Here is a 22,382-nt window from a genome sequence, read left to right as displayed (position 1 = left end):
TATGATAAAACCCAGTGAAATATCGGATATATTGAAAAAACAACTCGACGAGGTCGATTCCAAAATCAATTTCGAAGAAGTAGGTACTGTTCTCGAAGTCGGTGATGGTGTGGCCCATGTGTACGGGCTCGACAATGTGCGCTCCAACGAACTGATCGAGTTTGAAAACGGCGTGCACGGCGTGGCCATGAACCTGGAGGAGAGTAATGTGGGTGTCATTTTGCTCGATAATGTCGATAAGGTTACCGAGAATATGACGGCTCGCCGTACCGGCGAAATTGCTTCTCTGCCCGTAGGCGAAGGTTTGCTTGGTCGAGTTATCAACACGTTGGGTGAACCTATCGACGGTGCAGGGCCTATCCAGGGCGATCTCATCCGATTGCCCCTCGAGCGCAAGGCTCCGGGTGTAATCTTCCGTCAGCCTGTGAACCAGCCTTTGCAGACCGGTATCAAGGCCATCGACTCGATGGTGCCCATAGGCCGCGGACAGCGTGAGTTGATTATCGGCGACCGCCAGATCGGTAAAACGGCTATCGCCATCGATACGATTATCAACCAACGAGAAAATTACAAAAACGGCGACCCCTTGTACTGTATCTATGTAGCTATCGGACAGAAAGCCTCGTCGGTAGCTGCCTTGGTCAATACGTTGCGGGAGCATGGCGCGCTCGACTATACGGTTGTGTTGGCGGCCAACGCCTCCGACTCGGCTGCGATGCGCTACTATGCACCGTTTGCCGGAGCCGCTATCGGCGAATACTTCAGAGACCGTGGCTGTCACGCTCTGGTCATCTACGACGACCTCTCGAAACAGGCTGTGGCCTATCGTGAAATTTCGCTGATTCTTCGCCGTCCGTCGGGTCGTGAAGCCTATCCGGGCGATATTTTCTATCTGCACTCCCGTCTGCTCGAGCGTGCAGCCAAGATTATCGACAACGACGAGGTTGCCGCTTCGATGAACGACCTGCCCGAGGTTTTGAAACCGATGGTAAAAGGTGGCGGTTCGCTCACGGCATTGCCTATCATCGAGACTCAAGCCGGCGACGTATCGGCCTATATTCCTACCAACGTAATTTCGATTACCGACGGTCAGATATTCCTGGAGACCGCCCTCTTCAACCAGGGTGTGCGCCCCGCCATCAACGTAGGTATATCGGTATCGCGTGTAGGTGGCGATGCTCAGGTGAAGGCCATGAAGAAGATTGCCGGTACCCTGAAGATCGACCAGGCCCAGTTCCGCGAGCTCGAGTCGTTCACCAAGTTTGGTGGCGATGTAGACCCCGTAACGGCCATGACCATCGACAAGGGTCGCAAGAACGAGCGAATCCTCATTCAGCCCCAATACTCGCCGATACCTGTCGAGGAGGAGATTGCCATCATCTATTGCGGTACGCAAGGCCTGTTGCACAATGTACCCCTCGAGAAGGTAGCCGAATTTGAGAAATTGTATTTGCAGATATTGAAATCAAAATATAGCCACGAGGTCCTGGACGAACTGCGTATAGGACATCTCGACGACAAGATTGCCGCCCTGATGACCGAAGTCGCTACCGAGGTGGCTAACCGATTTAAGGCATAAACTATGGCATCAATGCGCGACTTGAAAGGAAGAATCGGCTCGGTCGCTTCTTCCGAAAAAATAACCGGTGCGATGAAGATGATTTCGTCGGCCAAGATGCACAAAGCCGATATGGCTTTGCGCCGTGTTCGGCCGTTCCGGGATCAGATTCAGCGTACTATCAATCATCTTATTTCTGCCGATGCAGAATACAGTTCTCCGCTCACCGAGGCACGTCCCGTGAAGCGGAGGGCCGTAGTCTTGCTCAGTTCGGACGAGGGATTGTGTGGCGCATTCAACATGAATCTGTTTAAACGCACACTCGAGCTGATAAACCGGGGGCGTGAAGAGGCCGGTAATTCCGTGATGTTTGTTGTTTATCCGGTAGGAAAGAAAGCCTCTCAATTTGCCCGTAAACTGGTGGGCAAGGGTGTGGAGATTGCCGTAGTCGATTACATGACGGCCAAGAGTTCGGGCGAAGAGATTGCCCGTTTCACGAGCGAACTTACCCGCGACTTCCTGGCAGGCAAAATCGACGAAATAGAGGTCGTATATACCCATTACAAGAGTGCCAGTAAACAACTGTTGGCTACGCGCAAGCTATTGCCTATCTCGGCCGGCGATTTGGTTACCGGCGAGAAGGTCGAGCGCAATAAGCCCTACTTGTTCGAGCCCGATGTGAATACCATCTATAATGAGGTACTGCCGCTTTATGTCTTGGCAAATATGCAGGAAGCTATCAGTTCGAACCGGGTTTCGGAACAGGCGGCACGGGTGATGGCCATGCAGTCGGCAAACGATAATGCAAAAGAATTGTTGGACGATTTGCAGCTGGAATACAACAAGTTGCGTCAGCAAAGCATTACTTCCGAGTTGTTGGATATTGCAGGAGGACAAGGCGCACAAGATTGATATATCGAGATTGGGAGCTTGGTGTGCCAGGCTCTTTTTGACGAACGAAATAAACCATAGTGTTAACTAATAAAATAAGAGTTCTATAAAGAAATTTATGGGAAGTTTAAAAAATTACATGACATCTTTCTGGAAAGGATTGCTGAGCCTTCTTCAAGGAATGGGGGTTACCGGTAAATACTTCTTGAGCCGGAAAGTTACCGAACAGTATCCCGAAAACCGGGCGACCTTGAAAATCCCCGAGCGTTTCAGAGGTACGTTGACCTTGATTTACGATGAAAACGGGCAGCACAAATGTGTGGCTTGCGGTATTTGTCAGATGAATTGCCCCAACGGGACGATTAAGATCGAGGCGTCGAAGATTACCACCGAAGATGGTAAGACCAAGCGAGTGTTAGATAAATATGTGTATGACCTGGGCAGTTGCACCTTCTGTCAGATGTGTGTGACTACATGTCCTCACCATGCCATCAAGTTCACCAACGAATTTGAACACGCCGTATTCCGGCGCGAGAAACTGGTGAAGATTCTCAATCATACCGATAACCCAACCGAAAAATAATAGATTAACATTATGGAACAAATAGCAAATCAAGTTATTTTTGGCTTGCTGGCATTGGTCATCGTGGTGTGCTCGATCTTGACAGTCACCACGCGACGCATTTTGCGGGCAGCCACGTACCTCCTGTTCGTTCTGTTTGCGACAGCCGGTATTTACTTTCAGCTTGACTTCACCTTCTTGGGAGCAGTACAGTTAGCCGTCTATGCCGGTGGTATCGTCGTGCTGTTTGTCTTCTCGATCTTGTTGACGAGTCATCCCGGCGACAAGGCCCCGTTGCTCACCTCGAAGAGACGTGTGGTCGGGCTCATTGCTTCGATATTCGGTACCATCGTGTGCGGCTATACGCTGCTCACCTATCCGTTCTTCACCAAACCGCTCACCAGTGTCATCACCGGCGAGGTAGAGATGAAGGAGATAGGACATGCGCTCATGGGTATGGACAAGTTCCAGTACCTGTTGCCGTTCGAAGCGCTCAGTGTGTTGTTATTGGCTTGTATCATCGGTGGCATTATGATTGCCCGTAAAAGATAAGAACTATGGAAATACCAATGATTGCCTATTTGGTGGTAAGTACCATCATGTTTTTTGCCGGGGTTTACGGGTTCGTTACGCGTAAGAATATGCTGGCGATGCTCATTTCGCTCGAATTGATGCTCAATGCGGCCGACATCAACTTTGTGGTGTTCAACCGTTACCTTTTTCCCGAGGCATTGGAGGGATTCTTTTTCACCCTCTTTGCAATAGGTATTGCCGCTGCCGAGACAGCGCTTGCCATTGCGATCATTATCAACATCTTCCGCCACATCCGGAATGTTGACGTGCATAACCTTGATAAAATGAAATATTGATCGATATGGAATATTCAGTGATAATACTTTTACTTCCGCTTTGCATGTTCCTCTTTCTGGGACTTGTGGGGCATAAGTTGAGCGAGCGTGTAGCCGGTATTCTGGGAACCCTCGGGCTGACCGTAACGGCCGTGCTGGCCTATGTGGTAGCGTTCAACTATTTTACTATGCCGCGCAATGCCGAAGGCGTTTTTGAAACCTTGCAGCCGGTCAATTTTGAGTGGTTGCGCTTTACCGAGCACCTGCATATCGATCTGGGTATCTTGCTCGATCCTATTTCGGTGATGATGCTGGTTGTGATTACGACAGTCTCGCTCATGGTTCATATCTACAGTATGGGCTACATGCACGGCGAGAAGGGCTTCCAGCGTTACTACGCTTTCCTGTCGCTCTTCAGCTTCTCGATGCTGGGTCTGGTGGTAGCTACCAACATTTTCCAGATGTATATCTTCTGGGAGCTGGTGGGTGTTTCGTCTTACCTGCTTATCGGATTCTACTATACGAAACCGGCTGCGGTATCGGCTTCGAAAAAGGCCTTTATCGTGACCCGTTTTGCCGACTTGGGCTTCCTGATCGGTATCCTTATCCTCTCGTTCTTTACCCAGACGTTCGACTTCCAGACGCTGATGTCGAATCCCACGTCGCTGGTAACCGAGACGGCCGGCATGACCTTCATGGGTTGCTCGGTAGCCGCCTGGGCCATGGCACTCATCTTCATGGGTGGTGCCGGTAAGTCGGCCATGTTCCCGTTGCACATTTGGTTGCCCGATGCCATGGAGGGTCCTACTCCCGTATCGGCCCTGATCCACGCCGCCACCATGGTGGTAGCCGGTGTTTATCTGGTAGCCCGGCTCTTCCCCATGTATTGCGCCGTGCCCGAGGTGCTCGACCTCATTACCTGGGTGGGTGCCATCACGGCTCTCTATGCGGCTGTCGTTGCCTGTGTACAAACCGACATCAAACGTGTACTTGCCTTCTCGACCATCTCGCAAATCGCCTTTATGATGGTGGCTCTGGGTGTGGCATTCGATAGTGACCTGCACGCCGGTCTCGGCTACATGGCCTCTATGTTCCACCTCTTCACGCACGCCATGTTCAAGGCTCTGCTCTTCCTCGGTGCCGGTTGTATTATCCACGCCGTTCACTCCAACGAGATGTCGGCCATGGGTAACTTGCACAAGTATATGCCGGTGACTCACATCACCTTCCTCATTGCCTGCTTGGCTATCGCCGGTATTCCTCCCTTCTCGGGCTTCTTCAGTAAGGACGAAATCCTCACGGCCGCTTTTGAAAAGAGCACCCTTTGGGGCGTTTGGATGACGGCTGTGGCCGGTCTCACCGCCTTCTACATGTTCCGGTTGTACTACCGCATCTTCTGGTGGAGCAAACCCGACTACGGTCACCACACACCGCACGAGGCTCCTGCCACCATGTATCTGCCGTTGGTATTCCTGGCTCTGGTTACCTGCGTGGCCGGTTTCATTCCCTTCGGCGAATTTGTATCGGTAAACGGCGAGGCTTATCACATTCACCTCGACTGGTCGGTAGCTACGACGAGCATCATCGTGGCCGTTGCCGCCATTGCGCTGGCTACCTGGATGTACTTCTCGGAGAACTCCAAACCCAAAGCTCTGGCCGACAAGTTCCGTGCTCTGCACACGGCCGCTTATCACCGCTTCTATATGGACGAACTCTACATGTGGGTTACCCACAAGGTAATCTTCCAGCATATCTGCCGACCCATTGCCTGGTTCGACCGTCACATCGTCGACGGTACGATGAATATGTTGGCTACCGTGACCAACGGTGTTTCCTACGGCATCCGCAAGTTGCAGTCGGGTTACATCCAGTGGTATGTATGGGTATTCATTATGGGTGCATTGCTGATTGCCGTATTGGCCATGTGCTTTTAACTGATGGTTGAACGATAAAAAATTAAAGAAACATATGAATTTTCTATCATTATTTGTGCTTATCCCTCTCTTGATGATGCTGGGTCTCTGGATCTCAAGAGATATGAAACAGATACGAACGGTAGCGGTTATTGGTTCAACCTTATTGTTGGCGTTGTCCGTATATACTCTCGTTGAGTTTCTGGCCGAACGCGCTGCTGGAAATACAGCGACGATGTTGTTCACCGACAGCCGCATGTGGTATGCGCCGCTCAATATCCACTATGCCGTGGGCGTAGACGGTGTATCGGTGGCCATGTTGCTGCTCTCGTCTATTATTGTCTTTGCCGGAGTCTTCGCTTCGTGGAAGATCAACCCGCTGCCCAAGGAGTTCTTCTTGTGGTTCATGCTGCTGTCGACCGGTGTATTCGGATTCTTTATCTCGGTCGACCTCTTCACGATGTTCATGTTCTACGAGGTGGCTCTTATCCCCATGTACCTGTTGATTGGCGTTTGGGGTAGCGGTCGCAAAAACTATTCGGCCATGAAGCTGACCCTGATGCTGATGGGTGGTTCGGCCTTGTTGATGATTGGTATTCTGGGTATCTACTACCAGTCGGGTCTCCACTCGATGAACGTGGTAGAAATCGCCGAGCACGGCAATATCCCCATGAATTGGCAATACTTCCTCTTCCCGATGACTTTCGTGGGATTCGGTGTGCTGGGCGCCATGTTCCCGTTCCACACCTGGTCGCCCGACGGTCACGCTTCGGCGCCTACGGCCGTGTCGATGTTGCACGCCGGTGTGCTGATGAAGCTGGGAGGTTACGGCTGCTTCCGCGTAGCTATCTACCTGATGCCTCAGGCTGCTAACGAACTGGCTTGGATATTCTTGATTTTGACCGGTATCAGCGTGGTTTACGGTGCCTTCAGCGCTTGCGTTCAAACCGACTTGAAATACATCAACGCCTACTCTTCGGTAAGCCACTGCGGTCTGGTACTGTTTGCCATCCTCATGCTCAACACGACGGCCATGACCGGTGCCGTGATGCAGATGCTCTCGCACGGTTTGATGACGGCCCTCTTCTTTGCCCTCATCGGTATGATTTACGGTCGTACCCACACGCGTGACATTCGCGAGATGGGCGGCTTGATGCAAATCATGCCTTTCCTCTCGGTAGGTTACGTGATTGCCGGTTTGGCTTCGCTGGGTCTTCCGGGCTTGAGCGGTTTCGTGGCCGAGATGACCATCTTCGTCGGCTCGTTCGAGCATACCGATACGTTCCATCGGGTACTGACTATCGTAGCTTGTACTTCGATTGTGATTACTGCGGTTTATATTTTGCGCGTGGTTGGAAAACTGCTCTATGGTGCCGTACAAAACGAGCATCATCGCGAGTTGAAGGATGCCGAATGGTGGGAACGCCTCTCGGTCATCACACTCATCGTGTGTGTGGTTGCCATCGGTAGCTTCCCGCACTGGATTTCCGACCTCATTCGTGAAGGTGTAGAACCTATTACTAATTTGTTGTCTCAAGCTCTTTAATCATATAGTATATGGATTATTCACAGTTTTTAGTTATGCGCTCGGAAATATCGCTGCTGATTGTATTCTTGCTGATATTTTTCGCAGACACCTTTGGCGGGAAGAAAACCCTCAAAGGATTATCGATTACAGCGTGTGTCTTGTTTGCCTTGCATACGATCTGGAACATCATACCGGTCGAGACGACCTCGGCTTTTGGCGGCATGTATCAAACTTCGCCCATGGCCTCGATGGTAAAGACCGTGCTCAATATAGGTACCTTCATCGTGTTGCTGCAGTCGGTATCGTGGAGCGAGAATCCCGATGTGAAAGTGCGTCGGGGCGAGTTCTACGAATTGTTGCTGATAACCCTCTTCGGTATGTACCTGATGGTTTCGGCCGGTCACTTCCTGCTCTTCTTTATCGGGCTCGAGACCGCTTCGCTGCCTATGGCTGCACTCATCGCCATTACCAAGAAAGACAGCGAGTCGTATGAGGCCGGTGCCAAATACCTCTTTACAGCTGTCTTTTCGTCGGCTCTCTTCCTGCTGGGCCTCTCGTTCCTCTACGGAGTTTCGGGTTCGCTCTACTTCGGCGATATTGCCGTAGCCATCTCGGCCAACCGCACGCCGCTGCTCATCGCCACGATTGTATTCGTGCTGGCCGGTATGGGATTCAAACTTTCGCTGGTTCCCTTCCACTTGTGGACGGCCGACGTTTACGAAGGTGCTCCCACGCAGGTAACCTCTTATCTGTCGGTTATCTCGAAGGGTGCGGCTGCCTTTGCCCTGTTGCTGGTTCTCTACAAGGTCTTCTTCCTAGACCCGGCTATCTGGCAGGGCATCCTGTGGGCCTTGATTGTGCTGACGATTACCATCGGTAACCTGTTTGCCATCCGTCAGAAGAACCTGAAACGATTCCTGGCCTTCTCGTCTATCTCGCAAGCCGGTTACATCATGCTGGGTATTATCTCGGGTTCGGCTCAAGGTATGACGGCTTTGGTTTACTACGTGCTGGTATACATCTTCTCCAACCTGGCTGCCTTTGGTGTTATCTCGTCGATCGAGCGTAACAGCGGCAAGCTGAGCATGGACGACTACAACGGCTTGTACAAGACCAACCCCAAACTGAGTGTAATCATGATGCTGGCCATGTTCTCGCTGGCCGGTATTCCTCCCTTTGCCGGATTCTTCAGCAAGTTCTTCATCTTTGCTTCGGCCATTCACTCGGGCTTCTATATCCTGGTGCTCATCGCCTTGTTGAATACGATTATCTCGCTCTACTACTATCTGCTGGTAGTAAAGGCCATGTTCATCAACACCGAGAACGAGTGCGTGATTCCTGCCTTCCGCAGCGACAACGCATCGCGTGTGAGCCTCGTGGTTTGTGTAGCCGGCATCGTGCTGCTGGGTATTGCCAGCTGTGTTTACGGTTACTTTGCCGACCTCAGCATGCTGGGTATCTGATCGAACGAAAATCTTATTCCATACAGACAACGGCCGAAGAGCGATTTGCTCCTCGGCCGTTGCTTTTTGTGGGGTATGAGAGGGGGGGAGTGTCAGGCGTAGCTGTGCATGCCTCCCAGTAGGAAATTAACTCCGAAATAAGTGATGAGTACGCAACAGAAGGCTGCCACACAAAAGCCGTGGAAAAAGAGGGGCTTTCTAAACAGGGGCAGCGATTCTGTGTGTAGAGCCAAAGCGTAGACGAGCCATGTGATAAGCGCCCATACCTCTTTGGGGTCCCACCCCCAGTAGCGGCCCCACGAGATATTGGCCCAAATGGCTCCCACAAAGATTCCGGCGGCCAAAGCGAATATAGCGGGATAGAGCAGTATGCGCCCCACGACTTGCAATTGCTCGGACTGCCGGGGGTGTCGCCGGTATAGTAGGAGGCCGGCTATGCCATTGAACATGACGAAGGCCAACAGGGTGTAGGCGGCCATGACGAGGACAACATGTATTGAGAGCAACGGCGAGGTGAGTACCGGCATGAGCGGGGTAATCTGGGGATTGGATTCGCCCATCACCGAGACCATCATGGCCAGCCCGCCGACGAGGTAGCCGGCTGGTAGGATCAGTATGAACCGACGGTAACACAGCATCGTGATACCCAAGGCGCACCATGCCATGAACTGCATGGTTTCGAATCCGTTGGAGAGAGGCCAGTGCTCGGCGATGTAGCCTCGCAGGAGCAGTATGATTGTGAGGTAGATAAAACCGAGAGCAATCCCTGCCGGCAATAGCCGTCGCACAAGAGTCGAGCCCGGGGTTCCCCGGGTGATACGACGGCATATGTAGACAAAGGCTGCCGTCCCGGTGATGATGAGGAGTATGGCCAGAGCCAGCGAATAGTTCATGCGGTTATAGAGTCGCTCGGCTTGCAGCCGGGTCGCCGAAGGGAAATCTTCGCCACAGCACTTTTGCTGGTACCGGCTTATTTTGGTGAAGACCTGCGATAGTGCGGTGTAGTCGCGTTTGGCGACCAGTTCGTTTACATAGTTCATCGATTGTCTGATAAATACGCCTTGCTCGTAAGGCAATTCACGGGGGAGTATATCGACCTGAGAAGCCCAGTGTAGGGTGTCGTTCAACCGATAGGGGAAAATTTGCAACATGGAGCCGGTACAAAGCATCGCCACGAGGTTGAATTTTTCGTTAGCTTCGTTCACACCCCGGTTGTCGCTATTTCCGGTGTAGTCTCTCAGTGCCCGGTTGAAGTCGGTGAGTCGGGCATATCGGCCTTCTATTCCCAACAGTCGCCGAGCTTCGTGACTTTTTATCTTGATCATGGGCTCTTGTTTCCATTCGTCGTAATAGAACAGCCAGCCCGCCAGAACTTGCTCAGGTGTGAGTCCACGGTAACGGCTTTTTCCATAGAGCTTTGTGGTGAAGTCGCGAGCCAGTGTGGAGAGTGGGCAAATGCGTTGGTTGTAATATACACAGAGCTCTCCCAGTTGTGATGATTGTTCCCGGGGAAGGGTGGGGGGAGCCGTTTCGGTGGCTTGTGCCGGGAATAAGGAGGCAAGCAGGATTACGGTACCGAGGCCGATTCCCCGCAGGGCGCAATTATGTAGCAGTCGGCGGAAAGTTCCCATTCGATCGATGAGATGAGCGGCCATTGCCAAAAACAGCAATAGATAGCCTGTGTAGGTGATGGCGATACCCCACGGGTCGTGAGCCACCGACAAGCGTGTGCCGGCTCCGTCGGAGTCGTAGGACGATTGGTAGAAGCGGTAGCCCCGATACCGGGCGATGCGGTTCATGGCGACCGTCTCGCTCCTTGTCTGGTCACCGTCGATGAGGGTTACGCAACTCACGAAGTCGAGGGGCGCCCGGGTACCCGGATAGTATTCAATATGAAATTCTTCAAGGGCGACAGCAAATGGCAACTGTTCTTCCCGCCCCTCGTTGTCGAGATATACCGAGGTGGGTTTGTCGCCTAATCGCAGGTGCAGGGAGCCTTGCCGGCCGGTCAGGTAGGTGACGAAAGCTCCGCATAGAATGATGAGGAGGGCGATGTGCAGCAGACATGAGGCGGGTCGCAATGCCCGACGGCGGCGGAGGAGGTAGATCGCCGCAGAGAGGGCAAAGGTTAACCAGAGGGCTACGAATGTGGGAGATTGGTAGATATGGCGCGAGACAAATGGTGAGCCAAACTCTTTTTCGATGATCGTCGCCGCGGTGAGTACACACAGTATGGCGGCCAGCAGGACGAATGTAATACGTTTGAGAAGTTTCATCGTTCTTGGGATAGGGTTTCTTTATACCTCGAAATGCCGACGTGCGGTACGCCGGCATTTCGTAGGTTTTGTGATGTTATAGCACACAGACGGTTAAATCGCGTCGATGAATTTGACCACGGCATCACGATCTTCTTTGCTCAATGTCCGGAATTTCTCGACCGATTGGCGGGCGTCGCTTTCGGGCGCTCCGTGCCACATGATCGCTTCGATCACATTGCGCGCGCGGCAATCGTGCAGCCTGTCGCTCTCGAACGAACCGGTACATTTCTGGTGCAGGCCTCTACCCCACAGGGGCGTGGTGCGGCACCAGCCGGTGCGTATGTCGTTGGCCATGTGCAAGCGGTGTTGTACCAGGTCGGTGTAGGGCCATATCTTCTGGTGGGGATAGCGCGGCAGCTCGGTACCCCGGGTGAAGAATCCGCTGGGGTCGCTGTAATGGTCGTCGCCGGTGGTCCAGGTGGGGCGATGGCAGTAGCTGCACCCCATTTCGGTGAAGAGTTGTTTGCCCCGTTGTATGGTAGGATCGTCGAGGTTGCGGGCAGCCGGCACGGCCAATCCACGGTGCCATATCATCAAGTCGGTGTAATACTCGTCGCTCATCTCTACCGGGAGGTCGGTCGCCATCAGGTAGTTGTAGATGTCCTGTTCGACGCCGGCGTCGGTTTTCCGGTCGGGAAAATAGTCATAGAACCGGGCTTGTACCTCGGGATCTTTCGAAGCCTTTTCGGCGTATGCCGTTGTCATGTAGTGATAGCGACGGTTCGAGCGGGTCACGTTGGTGATGTTCCAAATAGCGTTAGCACCGGCTGCGTCTTGCAAGGGACCCCGGCTAAGGGCGTAGGTGAAGCGGAAAGGGTGTTTCTCGCCCGTACCGCCATCGCTGGGTTTGGTGTTGCTGTATTGGCTCACCCATTCGCCGTTTTGGAAAATTTTGGGATTCAATTCGAAGTAGTTGTCGTTTTCCTGTTTGGCATATTCGGCTTTCAAATCGTCGTCGTCGATGGCGTCGAGCAGCCCTGTCCCGTAGATACCGATGGTGGATTCGAGCCGGATATTCACTTGGTCGGGCGACAGCGTGCGGCCGTCGGTGGTGATGAGGTCTACATAATAGGCGTCGGCGGGAATGGCCACTTCGGGGTAGACCAGTTCATAGGTGGTACCGTCGGGGAAGGTGTTGTTCCAGCTGTCGGTGTGGTTTTTCCATGTAATCTTGATTTTATCCGGATTTATCGGCGCCTTGAAAGGCTCGACGGCAAAGAGTTGCGGCATGCCTGTGAGCGAGGCGATGTAGTTGTCGTTGTCGTCATAGATGACCAGCAGGTATCCGTTGCCTATCTCGGTGGCATTGAAGGTTCCTTCCTGACGTTTGCCGTGGCCGTAACCCGGGTGGCAGTGCATGCAGGAGGTGCGGATATAGAGCGGTCCCAGTCCGCCGCGAACCGAACCGTCGGAGGCCGGGGTGAAAATCTTTTCGAACAGGGCTTCACCGTTCTTGAACGAGGTGCTCATGCCGGCATTCTCGACGGCGGCCGACGGTTGTTCGAAGGCCGATGAGGTGGTGTTGAAGGCGGTACCCAGCTGGCCGCCCGTGTAATACTCTTCCGACAACTGCGGTGTAACGGGACGGGGTGTGTCGTCGGGGTTGTCATCTGTGCAACCGGCGACGCACAGCGCCGCCGTTGCAAAAGCCAGTAAAAAGGGATAAGATTTCATAGCTTTTGAAATTATGTGTTGTTTATTGTCCTATGGCCGATTGTGCTTCGTCGAGAGCCTTTTTCAAGTCGTTGCAAGCCGTCGTGGCCTTTTTCCACAGCTCGTTGTGCGAGCCGGCGTAGTTGACAAAGGGGGCTGGAGCTGCATCGATGGCGTTCAATGCCGCCTCGATGGCATTGCGTACGGCTGTGTCGGCCGTGGGGTTGATGCTGGCCAGGTAGTTGCTCACCGACGGGTCGCCCACGTTCATGCCCAGATAGGCGTTCTTGATGCTGACGATATTGTCGTAGAAATCGACTTTGGAGTTTTTGGCATAGGGCGATTCGATGTAGCTGAGGTCTTCCGAAGCTCCGGCGGCTGCTTCGTTGGGGCGTCCTATTTTTTGGTTACCCACCTCGTCGGCGATGTCCGAGCAGCCTTGAATAATTTCTTGGGCGGCTTCGAGATAGCTCTTGTATTTACTGCCTCCTTTACCGGCGTTTTTCATGCTCTCGCCATAGTCGAAGGAGGGTTCGAGTTCGGCCTCGGTAAGCATTGTCTGTTTCTCGGCCGACACGTTGTCAAAGCCTTTCCACGAGGCTTCCAAACGCACGCACTGGTTGGCTAAGTCGCCGGCCACGGCGGTGAGGTAGACCAACTCTTCTTTGCGGTTGAAAGCGCCCGAACGGGCTTTCCCCGTAGTCGAAGAGGCGTCGATCTGGTGGTCGAACAGCATGTACTCGATCGCATGGAATCCCAGCAGGCCGTAGCCCAATCCGGCGGCATACTCGGCGTCCATCATGCCCATGCGCACCGGGTCGTCGAGCAATGCTTGCAGGTCGGTCGCATTGAGCGGCCACGAGTCGATGTGCGGGTCGATGTTGTAGTCACCGGCGGCGCCATAGAGGAATGCCTCGCTCAACTCCCATTGTTTGCGAGCCTCGTACCATTTGGAGCAGGCTTGCTCGACAATGGCTTTTGTAGCGTCGCTCAACGAGCCCGAGGCAGCGATGTCGGTCGAGGCATTGGCTTGGGCCGAGGTTTCGATTTGGGCGCAGAGGTCGGCCAGTTCGAGGCTGGCATCGGCCAGCGAGGAGTAGGTGGGGATTACGGTCTTTTCGACAAAAGCGGTAGCCGCCGCCTGCAATTCGGTTTCGCGTTGTTCTTCCCAAGAGAAATCTTTCTCTTCTTCCGTGCAGGACACACCGCCGAGCAGCAGGGCCGACAAAGCAAATAGTTGTAACGAATTTCTGAAAACTCTTTTCATTGTAATAAATGGTTTTATGATTGAAACAATACGGTTTGATTATCGCGTGAATACCCCCGAGTAGGCGATGCCTATCGACACGGCGGGCTCGTTGTTGTAGTGGCCGATGCAGGTGGCACCGCTGGAGTCGGTATAGGTGTAGGAGTTGGCATTGAGCAGCCCGATGCTGTACTCGGCCTTGATGACAATCGACTTCAGGGGGCAGTAGTTGATGCCGGCGGCCAGCCGTTGGCGTCCGCACCATTTGTAGTGCTGCACGCGGGCCGGGGTCTTGAACATCGAGTCGTAGTATTCGTAGCGGCCGAAGAGGTAGAACTTCTGTCCCCGGGCCTGCAGGGTGGGCGAGAGCGAGAAAAAGTTGTAGCCCGCCTCGATGCCGGTGGCTATGGCGTCGGAGGCGACGGCCTGTTTGGCCGATACCGACGAGGCCGGCATGCTGCCGTTGAAGGCGGTAATCATATCGGCGTCGGAGAGGTGGCCGTAGTCGAAGTTACCCCGCACAATCCAGTGGTGGGCGTCATAGGCAAAGTCGAAGGCCCCGACGAGTACCGTCCCCTTCACCCCCTTGTAGCGGCTGTTGGTCTGCGGGTAGAGCGTATTGGAAAAGCTGTTGCCGCCGTATCCGCTCACGCTCAGGCGCAATCCCGGTACCGAGAAATTGTCGATGCGGAAAGCGCCGGCATAGGCGTTTCCTATCTTGAACTCATAGGGACTCCCGGCTCCGTCGTGTATCCACCCTTTGCTGTTGAAGCGGTCGGAGTCGAGGCCCGGCAGGAACATCACCTCGTAGCGCCACTGCCGCCCCAGCATGCCCCACAGGCTGATGCCCGTCTCGTGCCAGGTGCAGGGGAGGATCGTGTTTTCACCCTCGGGTCGGTAGACTCCGAAGAACTCGGTGGGCATGTGGTGCATGTTGGTCGCGCCTACCGGTACGATGATGTGCCCCATGCGCAGGTTGAGAGCGGGCGAGAAACTTTTTTGAATCCAGAACTGTTCGAGGGCGACTTCGCCGCCACGTTCGATTTCCGACTCGTATTCGCCGGCTTCCTCCTCTTCGATTTCAACGGCGCTTTCGGTTCCGCCATGTTCAAACTCGATTTCGCTACCCATACTCCAGCCCCGGCCGAAGTCATATCCGAGGAAGATGACGACATGAGGCAGGTCGAACCGCCCGTGGCTTTCGCCTTTATGCAGATGAGCGTCTTGATATTTCTTGTAGTCGTCGCTGAAAAAGTTGCGCGAGGCTACCGCTTCGCCATATCCCCCTATGGTGAGGCGGGGTTTCGGGGGCTCGGCAGGTGTCGTGTTTGAGGTTCCCCTTGAGGTTTTCGACTCTTGGCGTAGCTCTTCCAGAATTTCGGCCTTCAGTTCGGCCTTCAGTTGCGCTCTTGTGGTATCCGGGTGCTCGGTAGCTCCCGATACGGCATCGACCGTTTTACGGTTCTCTGCCTCGGCAGGCAGGGCGAGCCACAGGGCCACCGCAAGCCATAGACATTTGTATTGCATGGATTCTCTTTTTTTGATTTTCAATGCAAAATTAGAGGGTCGGTTTAGGGCGGGCAATACCTACAATTTAGTAAAAAAAAGTTGAAATTGGTATTTTTTAGGTAAAAGAGAGTCCGGCGATTCTATCTGTCCGGCGAGGTGTGGGGGATAGAATCGTACTATGTATGAGCGAGGTAGATGCCGGTGTGGTTTGTGTGTGAGTGAAAAAGCCTTGATGCTATGAATTTTGATAGGCCGACGGCGAGCAGCCCACGGCTTTTTTGAAATAAACGCCAAAGAACGATTGGTTGGCAAAGTTGAGCATGTCGCTCACTTGCTGTACATTGTATTGCCCGCTTTTCAACAGCGCTTTCGCTTCGAGAATGACATAGTCGCGAATCCATTCGCCGGCATGCCTGCCGCTGAAATTTCGTACGACTTGCGATAGATATTTGGGAGTTAGGCACAGCTGGTCGGCATAGAAGCCGATGCTCCGCTCCTGGGTATAGTGCTGCCTGAGCAAGAGGGTAAACTGGTCGAAAATCTGTTTCTTGCGCGAAACATACTGGGTATCTTGCTGCTCGATATAGGGGCTCATCAGTTGACATAAGCTGTAATAGAATATTTGTATGTAACTGTTGATAATCTCGTGAGTAAAGAGTCTTTCGGGTTGAACAAGCTGTTGGCGTATTTGGTGATAGAACCCTATCATCTCGCCCATCTCTCGGTCGGAGAGTTGCAACATGGCGTTGTCGATGAGGAACTTGCGCATGATAAGGGCGCTTTGCGGGTTACCTTCGGGCAAATTGTTGACGGTGGCAAATGCAATGATGGCTATGCGGCAGTCGGGCGAAATCTCGAGACACTGCCCGATAGAGCCTGGTGTGACAATAAGCAGGCAATTACGCTGCAACGTATGCTCTTTCAGGTTCTGACTGATTCTTATGTAACCGTCGAGGCAAAGGTGCATCATGGCAAACTGTACTTTAAACGGGTAGGGTGAGGTGATGAAGGCGAGAATCTCGGGATTGTTCAGCAGGTCGGGTAGGTGATTGGGGGCGTCGAAGTTGTCGGCCAGAAACAGTTCGTTATGGTAGGCGCAGGTCTGCTCGTTGAAGGGCAGCATGTTTAAGTTCAGCGTGTTGAGAGTCGAATCTTGTGGCATAGTCTCTTGTCGTTTTTCGAGGGCGAATATACCTATTTGAATAATAAATAGGGCGATATACTTGTTAAATAGGGTTACTTATCGACTTTTTGAACAATATGCTCGTAGAGTGCAACAAATTGCTGTCGCTGAAAAAAGAGAAATTTGCAACTGTGAAATCAACTAAAACCAGTATATGATGAAAACGAATGTGTGTATGGTGGCGGCCGCCCTGCTGTTGTGTGCCTGTTCCGGCGGAGACCGAGAGGCTGCCCGTGAACGGAGTGTCTGTTTGACCCGCCCCGAGGCATTGAGCGAGGAGACGGTAAAGCTCTATTCGGGAATTGTGAAGGAGGCGCACGAGATAAGCCTCGGGTTCAAGACGGCGGGACAGATAGCCCGCATCCATGTTGCGGAGGGCGACCGGGTGCGTCGCGGCCAGTTGCTGGCCGAACTCGACGATGCCGACTACCGGCTGGGGGTCGAGGCGTTGCAGGTGCAGTACGACCAGGTGCGCGACGAGGTGAAGCGCACCGAGCGGTTGCTGGAGCAGAAGAGCGTGTCGCCCAACGACTACGAAAAGGCTTCGGCCGGACTGAAGCAACTGGAGGTACAGTTGCAGGCCAACAAGAACAAACTCAACTATACGAAACTCTATGCTCCGGCCGACGGGTACATACAGGCCGTGAACTTCTCGCCGGCCGAGATGGTCGATGCCGGCACGGCGGTCTTTACCCTCATGGATGTGTCGCAGATGGAGGTGACGCTCGACATTCCGGGTAGCCTCTACCGGCAGCGGGGAGAGTTCGTGCGCTTCTTTTGCCGGGCATCGGGTGTCGATGAGGCTATGCCCCTCACACTCTCGAGCCTTACCCCTAAGGCCGACGGCAACCAGCTGTATCGGTTGCAGTTGGCCTTCGAGCAGCGCCCCGACCGCAAGTTGACGGCCGGACAGAATGTCGAGGTGGGTATTGTCGTGGGCGATACGGCATCGGCCCGTGGCTTTGCCGTGCCCTTGCAGTGTCTCTTCCAGGCGGGTGACTCGTCGTGCGTGTGGGTTTTCAATCCCGACTCTACGGTGACCCGCCGGCAGGTCGAGCTGGGCGATGTCGACCCCGAGGGTCGTGCTGTCGTTCTCGGCGGCCTCACCGGCGACGAGCAGATTGTGCGGGCTGGTGTGCATGTGTTGCAGGAGGGGGAGAAGGTACGCGTAATCGACGCCCCCAGTAGTACCAATGTAGGAGGGCTGTTGTGATGAAGATGACCGAGTTTTTCATGCGGCGGCCAGTCCTCTTCTGGTCGCTGATGGTAGCGATTATCATCGCCGGAGTCTTGTCGTTTGTGCAGATGCCCAAGCTCGAAGACCCGGCCGTGTCGGCCAAGCAGGCCATGGTCGTGGTGTCGTGGCCTGGAGCCAGTGCCCACGAGATGGAGCTGAAGGTGGCCCAACTCATGGAAGATGAGCTGCGGGCGCTCCCCAATGTCAAGAAGGTGAGGAGCGAGTGTCAGAACAGTGCGGCCCTGTTTACCGTCGAGTTTCAGATGACGGTGCTGAACCGGGACCTCGAACAGCACTTCGACCTGTTGCGGCGCAAGGTCAACGATGCGGCGTCGCGACTGCCGCAAGGGTGTTACGAGCCCATCGTCATCGACGACATGATGGATGTCTACGGCATCTTCTATGCCCTCACGGCCGACGGCTACGACTACCCCGAGATGTATCGCTATGCCCGCTACCTGCAGCGCGAGTTGCTCGACGTGAAGGGGGTGAAGCGCATCAATATCGTGGGGAACCGCGACGAGGTAATCAACATCGTCCTCTCGAAAGGGCAGATTGCCCGCAACGGCATTATCCCCACCCAAATCATGGCGGCCCTGCAAAGTGCCGGCAAGACGGTCAATGCCGGCCGCTACGGGAGCGACGGCGAGCGCATTGCCCTCTATGTCGACTCGCCGGTCAAGGACGAGGAGGACATTCGCAACCTGCAGATACAGACCCTCGACGGCAAGACCCTGCGCATAGGCGATGTGGCCCGGGTGGAGCGGGGATATGCCTCGCCGCAGCGCAACGGTTTCTTTGTCGACGGCAAGCCGGCACTGGCCATCTGTATAGCCATGGAGTCGTCGGCCATTGTGCCCGATGTGGGCCGGGCGGTCGATGCCCGGTTGGCCGAGGCCATGAAGAATTTGCCGGCCGGCTTTGAGACCGACAAGATATTCTTCCAGCCCGACAAGGTCGACGAGGCCATCTCGTCGTTCATGTGGAATCTGGTCGAGTCGGTCGTTATCGTCATTCTGGTGCTCATCTTCACGATGGGGTGGCGCAGCGGGCTCATCATCGGCTTCGGTCTGGTGCTCACGGTATGTCTCTCGTTCCCCATCCTGCTCATGTGCGGTACTACGCTGCAACGCATTTCGCTGGGGGCCTTTATCGTGGCGATGGGCATGCTGGTCGACAACGCCGTGGTGATTATGGACGGTATCCTGATAGACAAGAAGCGGGGCCTCCCGCCCGAGACCTACCTCTACCGTATCGGGCGCAACACGGCCATGCCGCTGCTCGGGGCTACGATTATTGCCGCCTCGACCTTCCTCTGTGTCTACCTCTCGCCCGATTCGGCCGGAGAATATGCCGGAGACCTCTTTCTGGTACTGTGTGTGAGCCTGTTGGCCAGTTGGGTGCTGGCCCTTGTGCAGGTACCCGTTTGCGCCCACTCGTGGCTGCCGCGCCGCGAGAAGAGGCGGGGCGGCGATACCACCGGGGCGGTGATGAACTCGCCGGTACACCGGTTCGTGCGCAAGACCATTTCACTACTGATCGGGTACAAGCGGGTTACGATTGCCGTAGCCGTGGCGCTGCTGGTCGTTTGTCTGGTGGGTATGAGGCAGGTGAAGAACCTCTTCTTCCCCGACTTTGACTACAAACAGTTTGTGGTCGAGTGCTTTTTCCCTGCGGAAGCCAATGCCGATACGGTGTGTGCCCGCCTGTTGGAGATGAGCGACCGGGTGTCGCAGAATCCGCAGATCGAGCGGGTGGCCGTCAGCCAGGGCAGTGCTCCGGCCCACTACTGTCTGGTACGCCCCATGACCTCGGGCGGTGACTGCTACGGCGAGCTGATTGTCGATTGCAAGGATTACCGCACGGTGGTCGAGCAGATACCCGTGGTGCGGGAGCAGTTGCGTCGCGAGTATCCCGAAGCCTATATCCGCATCCGCAAATACAACTTTTCGATTTCTACCTCGCATACCGTCGAGGTGGAGTTCTCGGGTCCCGACCCGGCCGTATTGCGCCGGTTGAGTGCCCAGGCCGAGGAGATTATGCGCCGTTCGCCCTATGTCGATGCCTATTCGGTGCAGAACAACTGGAAGCCGCGGGGAAAGGTGCTGGTGGCCGAGTATGACCAGCAGGACGCCTTGCGTTCGGGTGTCGGGCGCGGCGACGTGGCCAATGCCCTGCTGGCCGCTACCGACGGCATGCCGGTGGGTGTGCTCAACGACCAGGACCGTATGGTGATGCTCAACCTCCAGGTGCGCAACGACGACGGCACGACCATCCGTAATCTCGCGGATATACCGGTGTGGAGCATGCTCAACTTCCACCTCTCGAACGAGGCGTTGCAGAGTGCCTTGTCGGGCGGGCAGAGCATGAGCGACCTGCAGGACCAACTTTTCAAGGCCACTCCGTTGAGCAATGTGGCCCACCATATCCGGCTCGACTGGGACGAGGATGTGGTGCTGCGCCAGAACGGCCGGCGGGTTATCGAGGCCGAGTGCGACCCCAACCCCTATTGCGACGAGGCGACGCCAGCCAAGGTGGTGGAGTCGATCAAGGACGAAATCGAGGCTATCGGCCTGCCCGAAGGGTATCGCATGCGCTGGGTAGGCGAGGGTGAGTTGCAGGGTGAGGCCATAGGCAATCTGATGAAGTTCGTACCGCTTACGATATTTATCATTCTGGCCATCCTGCTGCTCCTCTTCAACAGTTGGCGCAAGGTGATACTGATTCTCCTCTGCATCCCCTTTATCTTCTGCGGCATTACACCGGTGCTGTTGGTGAGCGGTCAGCCCTTCACCTTCATGGCCATCATCGGCATGATGGGCCTGATAGGCATGATGGTGAAGAATGCCATCGTGCTGGTCGACGAAATCAACCGGTTGCAGACCGAGGAGAAACAGTCGCCCTATACGGCGGTAGTCGAGGCCACGGTGTCGCGTGTGCGTCCGGTGCTGATGGCATCGCTCACGACCATTGTGGGTATGATTCCGCTCGTGACCGACCCCATGTACAGTTCGATGGCCATTACCATCATGGGCGGCCTCACCGTGGGGACCATCATCACGCTCGTGTTGTTGCCGCTCTTCTATGCGGCGATGTTCCATATCAAGAAACCAGTTAACGCATAAAACCAAAAAGACGATGAATCTGAAAACGATATATACGATAGTTTGCGCTGTGGGGCTGGCCGGTACCGGTAGCGCAATGGCCCAGCCGCTGCTGCTTTCGCACAGCCAGTGCCGCGAGATGGCGCTGGCTCACAGCGAGGAGCTCGAGCAGGCCGATATCCGGTTGCGTCAGGCCGAACTCGACAACCGAATAGCCACGACGGCCTATCTGCCCAAACTCGAGGGGTCGGCCACGGGGGCCTATGTATTCCCCGACATCGACATGATGGGCATGGACCTGCGCATGCGGGGCATGTATATGGCCGGCATTACGCTGACCCAACCCATCTATACCGGCGGGAAAATCACGGCCGGCAAACGTATGGCCCGCATTGGCGAGGCGGCGGCCGGCGAGCAGTTGCGCATGGCCCGCATGGATATTCTGGTCGATGCCGATAATGCCTATTGGACCTATCTGGCGGTCGGGCGAAAGGTGTATATGCTCGAGAGCTATTGCGAGCAGATGGACACGTTGTTCAGCCAGATGAGCGGTTCGCTCTCGGCGGGCATGATTATCGAGAACGACCTGCTGCGCATCCAGGCCAAGCAGAGCGAGATCCACTACCAGTTGCAAAAGGCCCGCAACGGGGCCGACCTGTGCCGGTTGTCGCTGTGCCGGCTGATTGGGGTCGACGACACCACGGCCATCGTGCCTACCGATACGGCGTGGGTTGCTACCGAACCCGGTCTGCTCACGGCCGAAATCGACAACCGTCCCGAACTCTCCCTGCTCAAGCAGCAGGTCGAGATAGGCAAGTTGCAAATCAAGAATGCCCGGGCCGAGATGCTCCCCACCGTGGGGTTGTCGGCCGGGTATACCTACTATGGCAACATCAAGCTCAACAGCCTGGTCGATGTGGGTAACGGCACGATGATGCCCTATTCGGAGGAGTTCCGCGACGGTATAGGCATGGTGATGCTGGCCGTAAAGGTGCCCCTGTTCCATTGGGGCGAGGTGCACAAAAAGGTGCGTAAGGCCCGCTACGAGTTGCGCAGTGCCGAGTTGGACCTGCAGAAAAACAGACGGTTGCTCAACCTCGAGGTGCAGCAGGCCATGCGCAATGTGCAGGATGGTTATCGCCTGATAGGCACGGCGCAGATTGGGTTGCAGCAGGCCGTCGAGAATTTGCGGGTGATGCGCAACCGCTATGCCGCGTCGATGGCCACGCTCACCGATTTGCTCGATGCCCAGTCGCAGTGGCAACAGGCCGAGAGCAACCTAATTGAGGCTCAGACCCAATACAAGATTTACGAGACAGCCTATCTGCGGGCTACGGGAAGGCTCGAGTAGAGAGACTATTTTATTCTT

The 22,382-nt window shown here is 54.8% G+C and carries 16 protein-coding genes; 11 read left to right on the top strand and 5 right to left on the bottom strand.

Annotation, left to right across the window (positions count from 1 at the left end; translation table 11 throughout):
• Position 1 precedes the first annotated feature (1 nt).
• From atpA to B5F38_RS08470, 8 genes are all read left to right on the top strand, one after another.
• Entirely contained in the window at positions 2 to 1,579 is a 1,578-nt protein-coding gene (gene atpA / locus B5F38_RS08505) for a F0F1 ATP synthase subunit alpha (RefSeq protein WP_087408865.1), read from the top strand.
• Between the two features lie 3 nt (positions 1,580 to 1,582).
• Positions 1,583 to 2,470 (top strand): ATP synthase F1 subunit gamma, encoded by an 888-nt coding sequence (gene atpG, locus B5F38_RS08500; protein ID WP_241147836.1) that lies wholly within the window; start codon positions 1,583 to 1,585, stop codon positions 2,468 to 2,470.
• Between the two features lie 97 nt (positions 2,471 to 2,567).
• Positions 2,568 to 3,032, top strand: coding sequence for an NADH-quinone oxidoreductase subunit I (locus B5F38_RS08495; RefSeq protein WP_087408863.1), 465 nt, complete (start codon positions 2,568 to 2,570; stop codon positions 3,030 to 3,032).
• 12 nt (positions 3,033 to 3,044) lie between these two features.
• Complete coding sequence (locus tag B5F38_RS08490; protein WP_087408862.1) at positions 3,045 to 3,563, top strand: NADH-quinone oxidoreductase subunit J; 519 nt, start codon at positions 3,045 to 3,047, stop codon at positions 3,561 to 3,563.
• A 5-nt stretch (positions 3,564 to 3,568) separates the two neighbouring features.
• Positions 3,569 to 3,880: an NADH-quinone oxidoreductase subunit NuoK gene (gene nuoK / locus B5F38_RS08485; protein WP_241147835.1), complete on the top strand. Its 312-nt coding sequence runs from the start codon at positions 3,569 to 3,571 to the stop codon at positions 3,878 to 3,880.
• Between the two features lie 5 nt (positions 3,881 to 3,885).
• Entirely contained in the window at positions 3,886 to 5,793 is a 1,908-nt protein-coding gene (nuoL, locus tag B5F38_RS08480; protein WP_087408947.1) for an NADH-quinone oxidoreductase subunit L, read from the top strand.
• A 34-nt stretch (positions 5,794 to 5,827) separates the two neighbouring features.
• Positions 5,828 to 7,318, top strand: coding sequence for an NADH-quinone oxidoreductase subunit M (locus tag B5F38_RS08475; RefSeq protein ID WP_087408860.1), 1,491 nt, complete (start codon positions 5,828 to 5,830; stop codon positions 7,316 to 7,318).
• An 11-nt stretch (positions 7,319 to 7,329) separates the two neighbouring features.
• Positions 7,330 to 8,763, top strand: coding sequence for an NADH-quinone oxidoreductase subunit N (locus tag B5F38_RS08470; protein WP_087408859.1), 1,434 nt, complete (start codon positions 7,330 to 7,332; stop codon positions 8,761 to 8,763).
• Positions 8,764 to 8,855: 92 nt separating this feature from the next.
• Here the strand turns inward: B5F38_RS08470 and ccsA are convergent, their stop codons facing one another.
• From ccsA to B5F38_RS08445, 5 genes are all read right to left on the bottom strand, one after another.
• Positions 8,856 to 11,039, bottom strand: coding sequence for a cytochrome c biogenesis protein CcsA (gene ccsA, locus B5F38_RS14575; RefSeq protein WP_087408858.1), 2,184 nt, complete (start codon positions 11,037 to 11,039; stop codon positions 8,856 to 8,858).
• A gap of 93 nt (positions 11,040 to 11,132) precedes the next feature.
• On the bottom strand, positions 11,133 to 12,755 hold the full coding sequence (locus tag B5F38_RS08460) for a di-heme oxidoredictase family protein (protein ID WP_087408857.1): 1,623 nt from the start codon (positions 12,753 to 12,755) through the stop codon (positions 11,133 to 11,135).
• Positions 12,756 to 12,777: 22 nt separating this feature from the next.
• Positions 12,778 to 14,001: an imelysin family protein gene (locus B5F38_RS08455; RefSeq protein ID WP_087408856.1), complete on the bottom strand. Its 1,224-nt coding sequence runs from the start codon at positions 13,999 to 14,001 to the stop codon at positions 12,778 to 12,780.
• 39 nt (positions 14,002 to 14,040) lie between these two features.
• Positions 14,041 to 15,507 carry an autotransporter outer membrane beta-barrel domain-containing protein gene (locus tag B5F38_RS08450; protein WP_241147834.1) on the bottom strand — a complete coding sequence of 489 codons (1,467 nt, stop codon included), beginning with the start codon at positions 15,505 to 15,507 and terminating at the stop codon, positions 14,041 to 14,043.
• 217 nt (positions 15,508 to 15,724) lie between these two features.
• The gene (locus tag B5F38_RS08445; protein WP_241147833.1) at positions 15,725 to 16,651 is read right to left on the bottom strand and encodes a helix-turn-helix domain-containing protein; all 927 of its coding nucleotides are present in this window, start codon (positions 16,649 to 16,651) and stop codon (positions 15,725 to 15,727) included.
• Positions 16,652 to 16,826: 175 nt separating this feature from the next.
• On the opposite strand from B5F38_RS08445, the gene B5F38_RS08440 reads away from it, so the two are divergent.
• Genes B5F38_RS08440 through B5F38_RS08430 form a run of 3 tightly spaced genes read left to right on the top strand, consistent with a single transcriptional unit; the run spans position 16,827 to position 22,364 of the window.
• Positions 16,827 to 17,885, top strand: a complete 1,059-nt coding sequence (locus tag B5F38_RS08440) for an efflux RND transporter periplasmic adaptor subunit (protein ID WP_241147832.1) — start codon at positions 16,827 to 16,829, stop codon at positions 17,883 to 17,885.
• A 5-nt stretch (positions 17,886 to 17,890) separates the two neighbouring features.
• Positions 17,891 to 21,034, top strand: a complete 3,144-nt coding sequence (locus B5F38_RS08435) for an efflux RND transporter permease subunit (protein ID WP_241147831.1) — start codon at positions 17,891 to 17,893, stop codon at positions 21,032 to 21,034.
• Between the two features lie 13 nt (positions 21,035 to 21,047).
• Positions 21,048 to 22,364, top strand: a complete 1,317-nt coding sequence (locus B5F38_RS08430) for a TolC family protein (protein WP_087408853.1) — start codon at positions 21,048 to 21,050, stop codon at positions 22,362 to 22,364.
• Positions 22,365 to 22,382 lie beyond the last annotated feature (18 nt).

Origin of the sequence: Barnesiella sp. An22, assembly GCF_002159975.1 — a bacterium.
GTDB classification, from domain to species: Bacteria; Bacteroidota; Bacteroidia; order Bacteroidales; family Barnesiellaceae; genus Barnesiella; species Barnesiella merdigallinarum.
Note: the sequence above shows the minus strand (reverse complement) of the source record. Positions and strands in the feature narration are given on the sequence as shown.

Excerpts from the sequence above, each read along its gene's own strand:
- atpA (WP_087408865.1), top strand. The coding sequence starts at position 2 with ATGATAAAACCCAGTGAAATATCGGATATATTGAAAAAACAACTCGAC.
- atpG (WP_241147836.1), top strand. The coding sequence starts at position 1,583 with ATGGCATCAATGCGCGACTTGAAAGGAAGAATCGGCTCGGTCGCTTCT.
- B5F38_RS08495 (WP_087408863.1), top strand. The coding sequence starts at position 2,568 with ATGGGAAGTTTAAAAAATTACATGACATCTTTCTGGAAAGGATTGCTG.
- B5F38_RS08490 (WP_087408862.1), top strand. The coding sequence starts at position 3,045 with ATGGAACAAATAGCAAATCAAGTTATTTTTGGCTTGCTGGCATTGGTC.
- nuoK (WP_241147835.1), top strand. The coding sequence starts at position 3,569 with ATGGAAATACCAATGATTGCCTATTTGGTGGTAAGTACCATCATGTTT.
- nuoL (WP_087408947.1), top strand. The coding sequence starts at position 3,886 with ATGGAATATTCAGTGATAATACTTTTACTTCCGCTTTGCATGTTCCTC.
- B5F38_RS08475 (WP_087408860.1), top strand. The coding sequence starts at position 5,828 with ATGAATTTTCTATCATTATTTGTGCTTATCCCTCTCTTGATGATGCTG.
- B5F38_RS08470 (WP_087408859.1), top strand. The coding sequence starts at position 7,330 with ATGGATTATTCACAGTTTTTAGTTATGCGCTCGGAAATATCGCTGCTG.
- ccsA (WP_087408858.1), bottom strand. The coding sequence starts at position 11,039 with ATGAAACTTCTCAAACGTATTACATTCGTCCTGCTGGCCGCCATACTG.
- B5F38_RS08460 (WP_087408857.1), bottom strand. The coding sequence starts at position 12,755 with ATGAAATCTTATCCCTTTTTACTGGCTTTTGCAACGGCGGCGCTGTGC.
- B5F38_RS08455 (WP_087408856.1), bottom strand. The coding sequence starts at position 14,001 with ATGAAAAGAGTTTTCAGAAATTCGTTACAACTATTTGCTTTGTCGGCC.
- B5F38_RS08450 (WP_241147834.1), bottom strand. The coding sequence starts at position 15,507 with ATGCAATACAAATGTCTATGGCTTGCGGTGGCCCTGTGGCTCGCCCTG.
- B5F38_RS08445 (WP_241147833.1), bottom strand. The coding sequence starts at position 16,651 with ATGCCACAAGATTCGACTCTCAACACGCTGAACTTAAACATGCTGCCC.
- B5F38_RS08440 (WP_241147832.1), top strand. The coding sequence starts at position 16,827 with ATGATGAAAACGAATGTGTGTATGGTGGCGGCCGCCCTGCTGTTGTGT.
- B5F38_RS08435 (WP_241147831.1), top strand. The coding sequence starts at position 17,891 with ATGACCGAGTTTTTCATGCGGCGGCCAGTCCTCTTCTGGTCGCTGATG.
- B5F38_RS08430 (WP_087408853.1), top strand. The coding sequence starts at position 21,048 with ATGAATCTGAAAACGATATATACGATAGTTTGCGCTGTGGGGCTGGCC.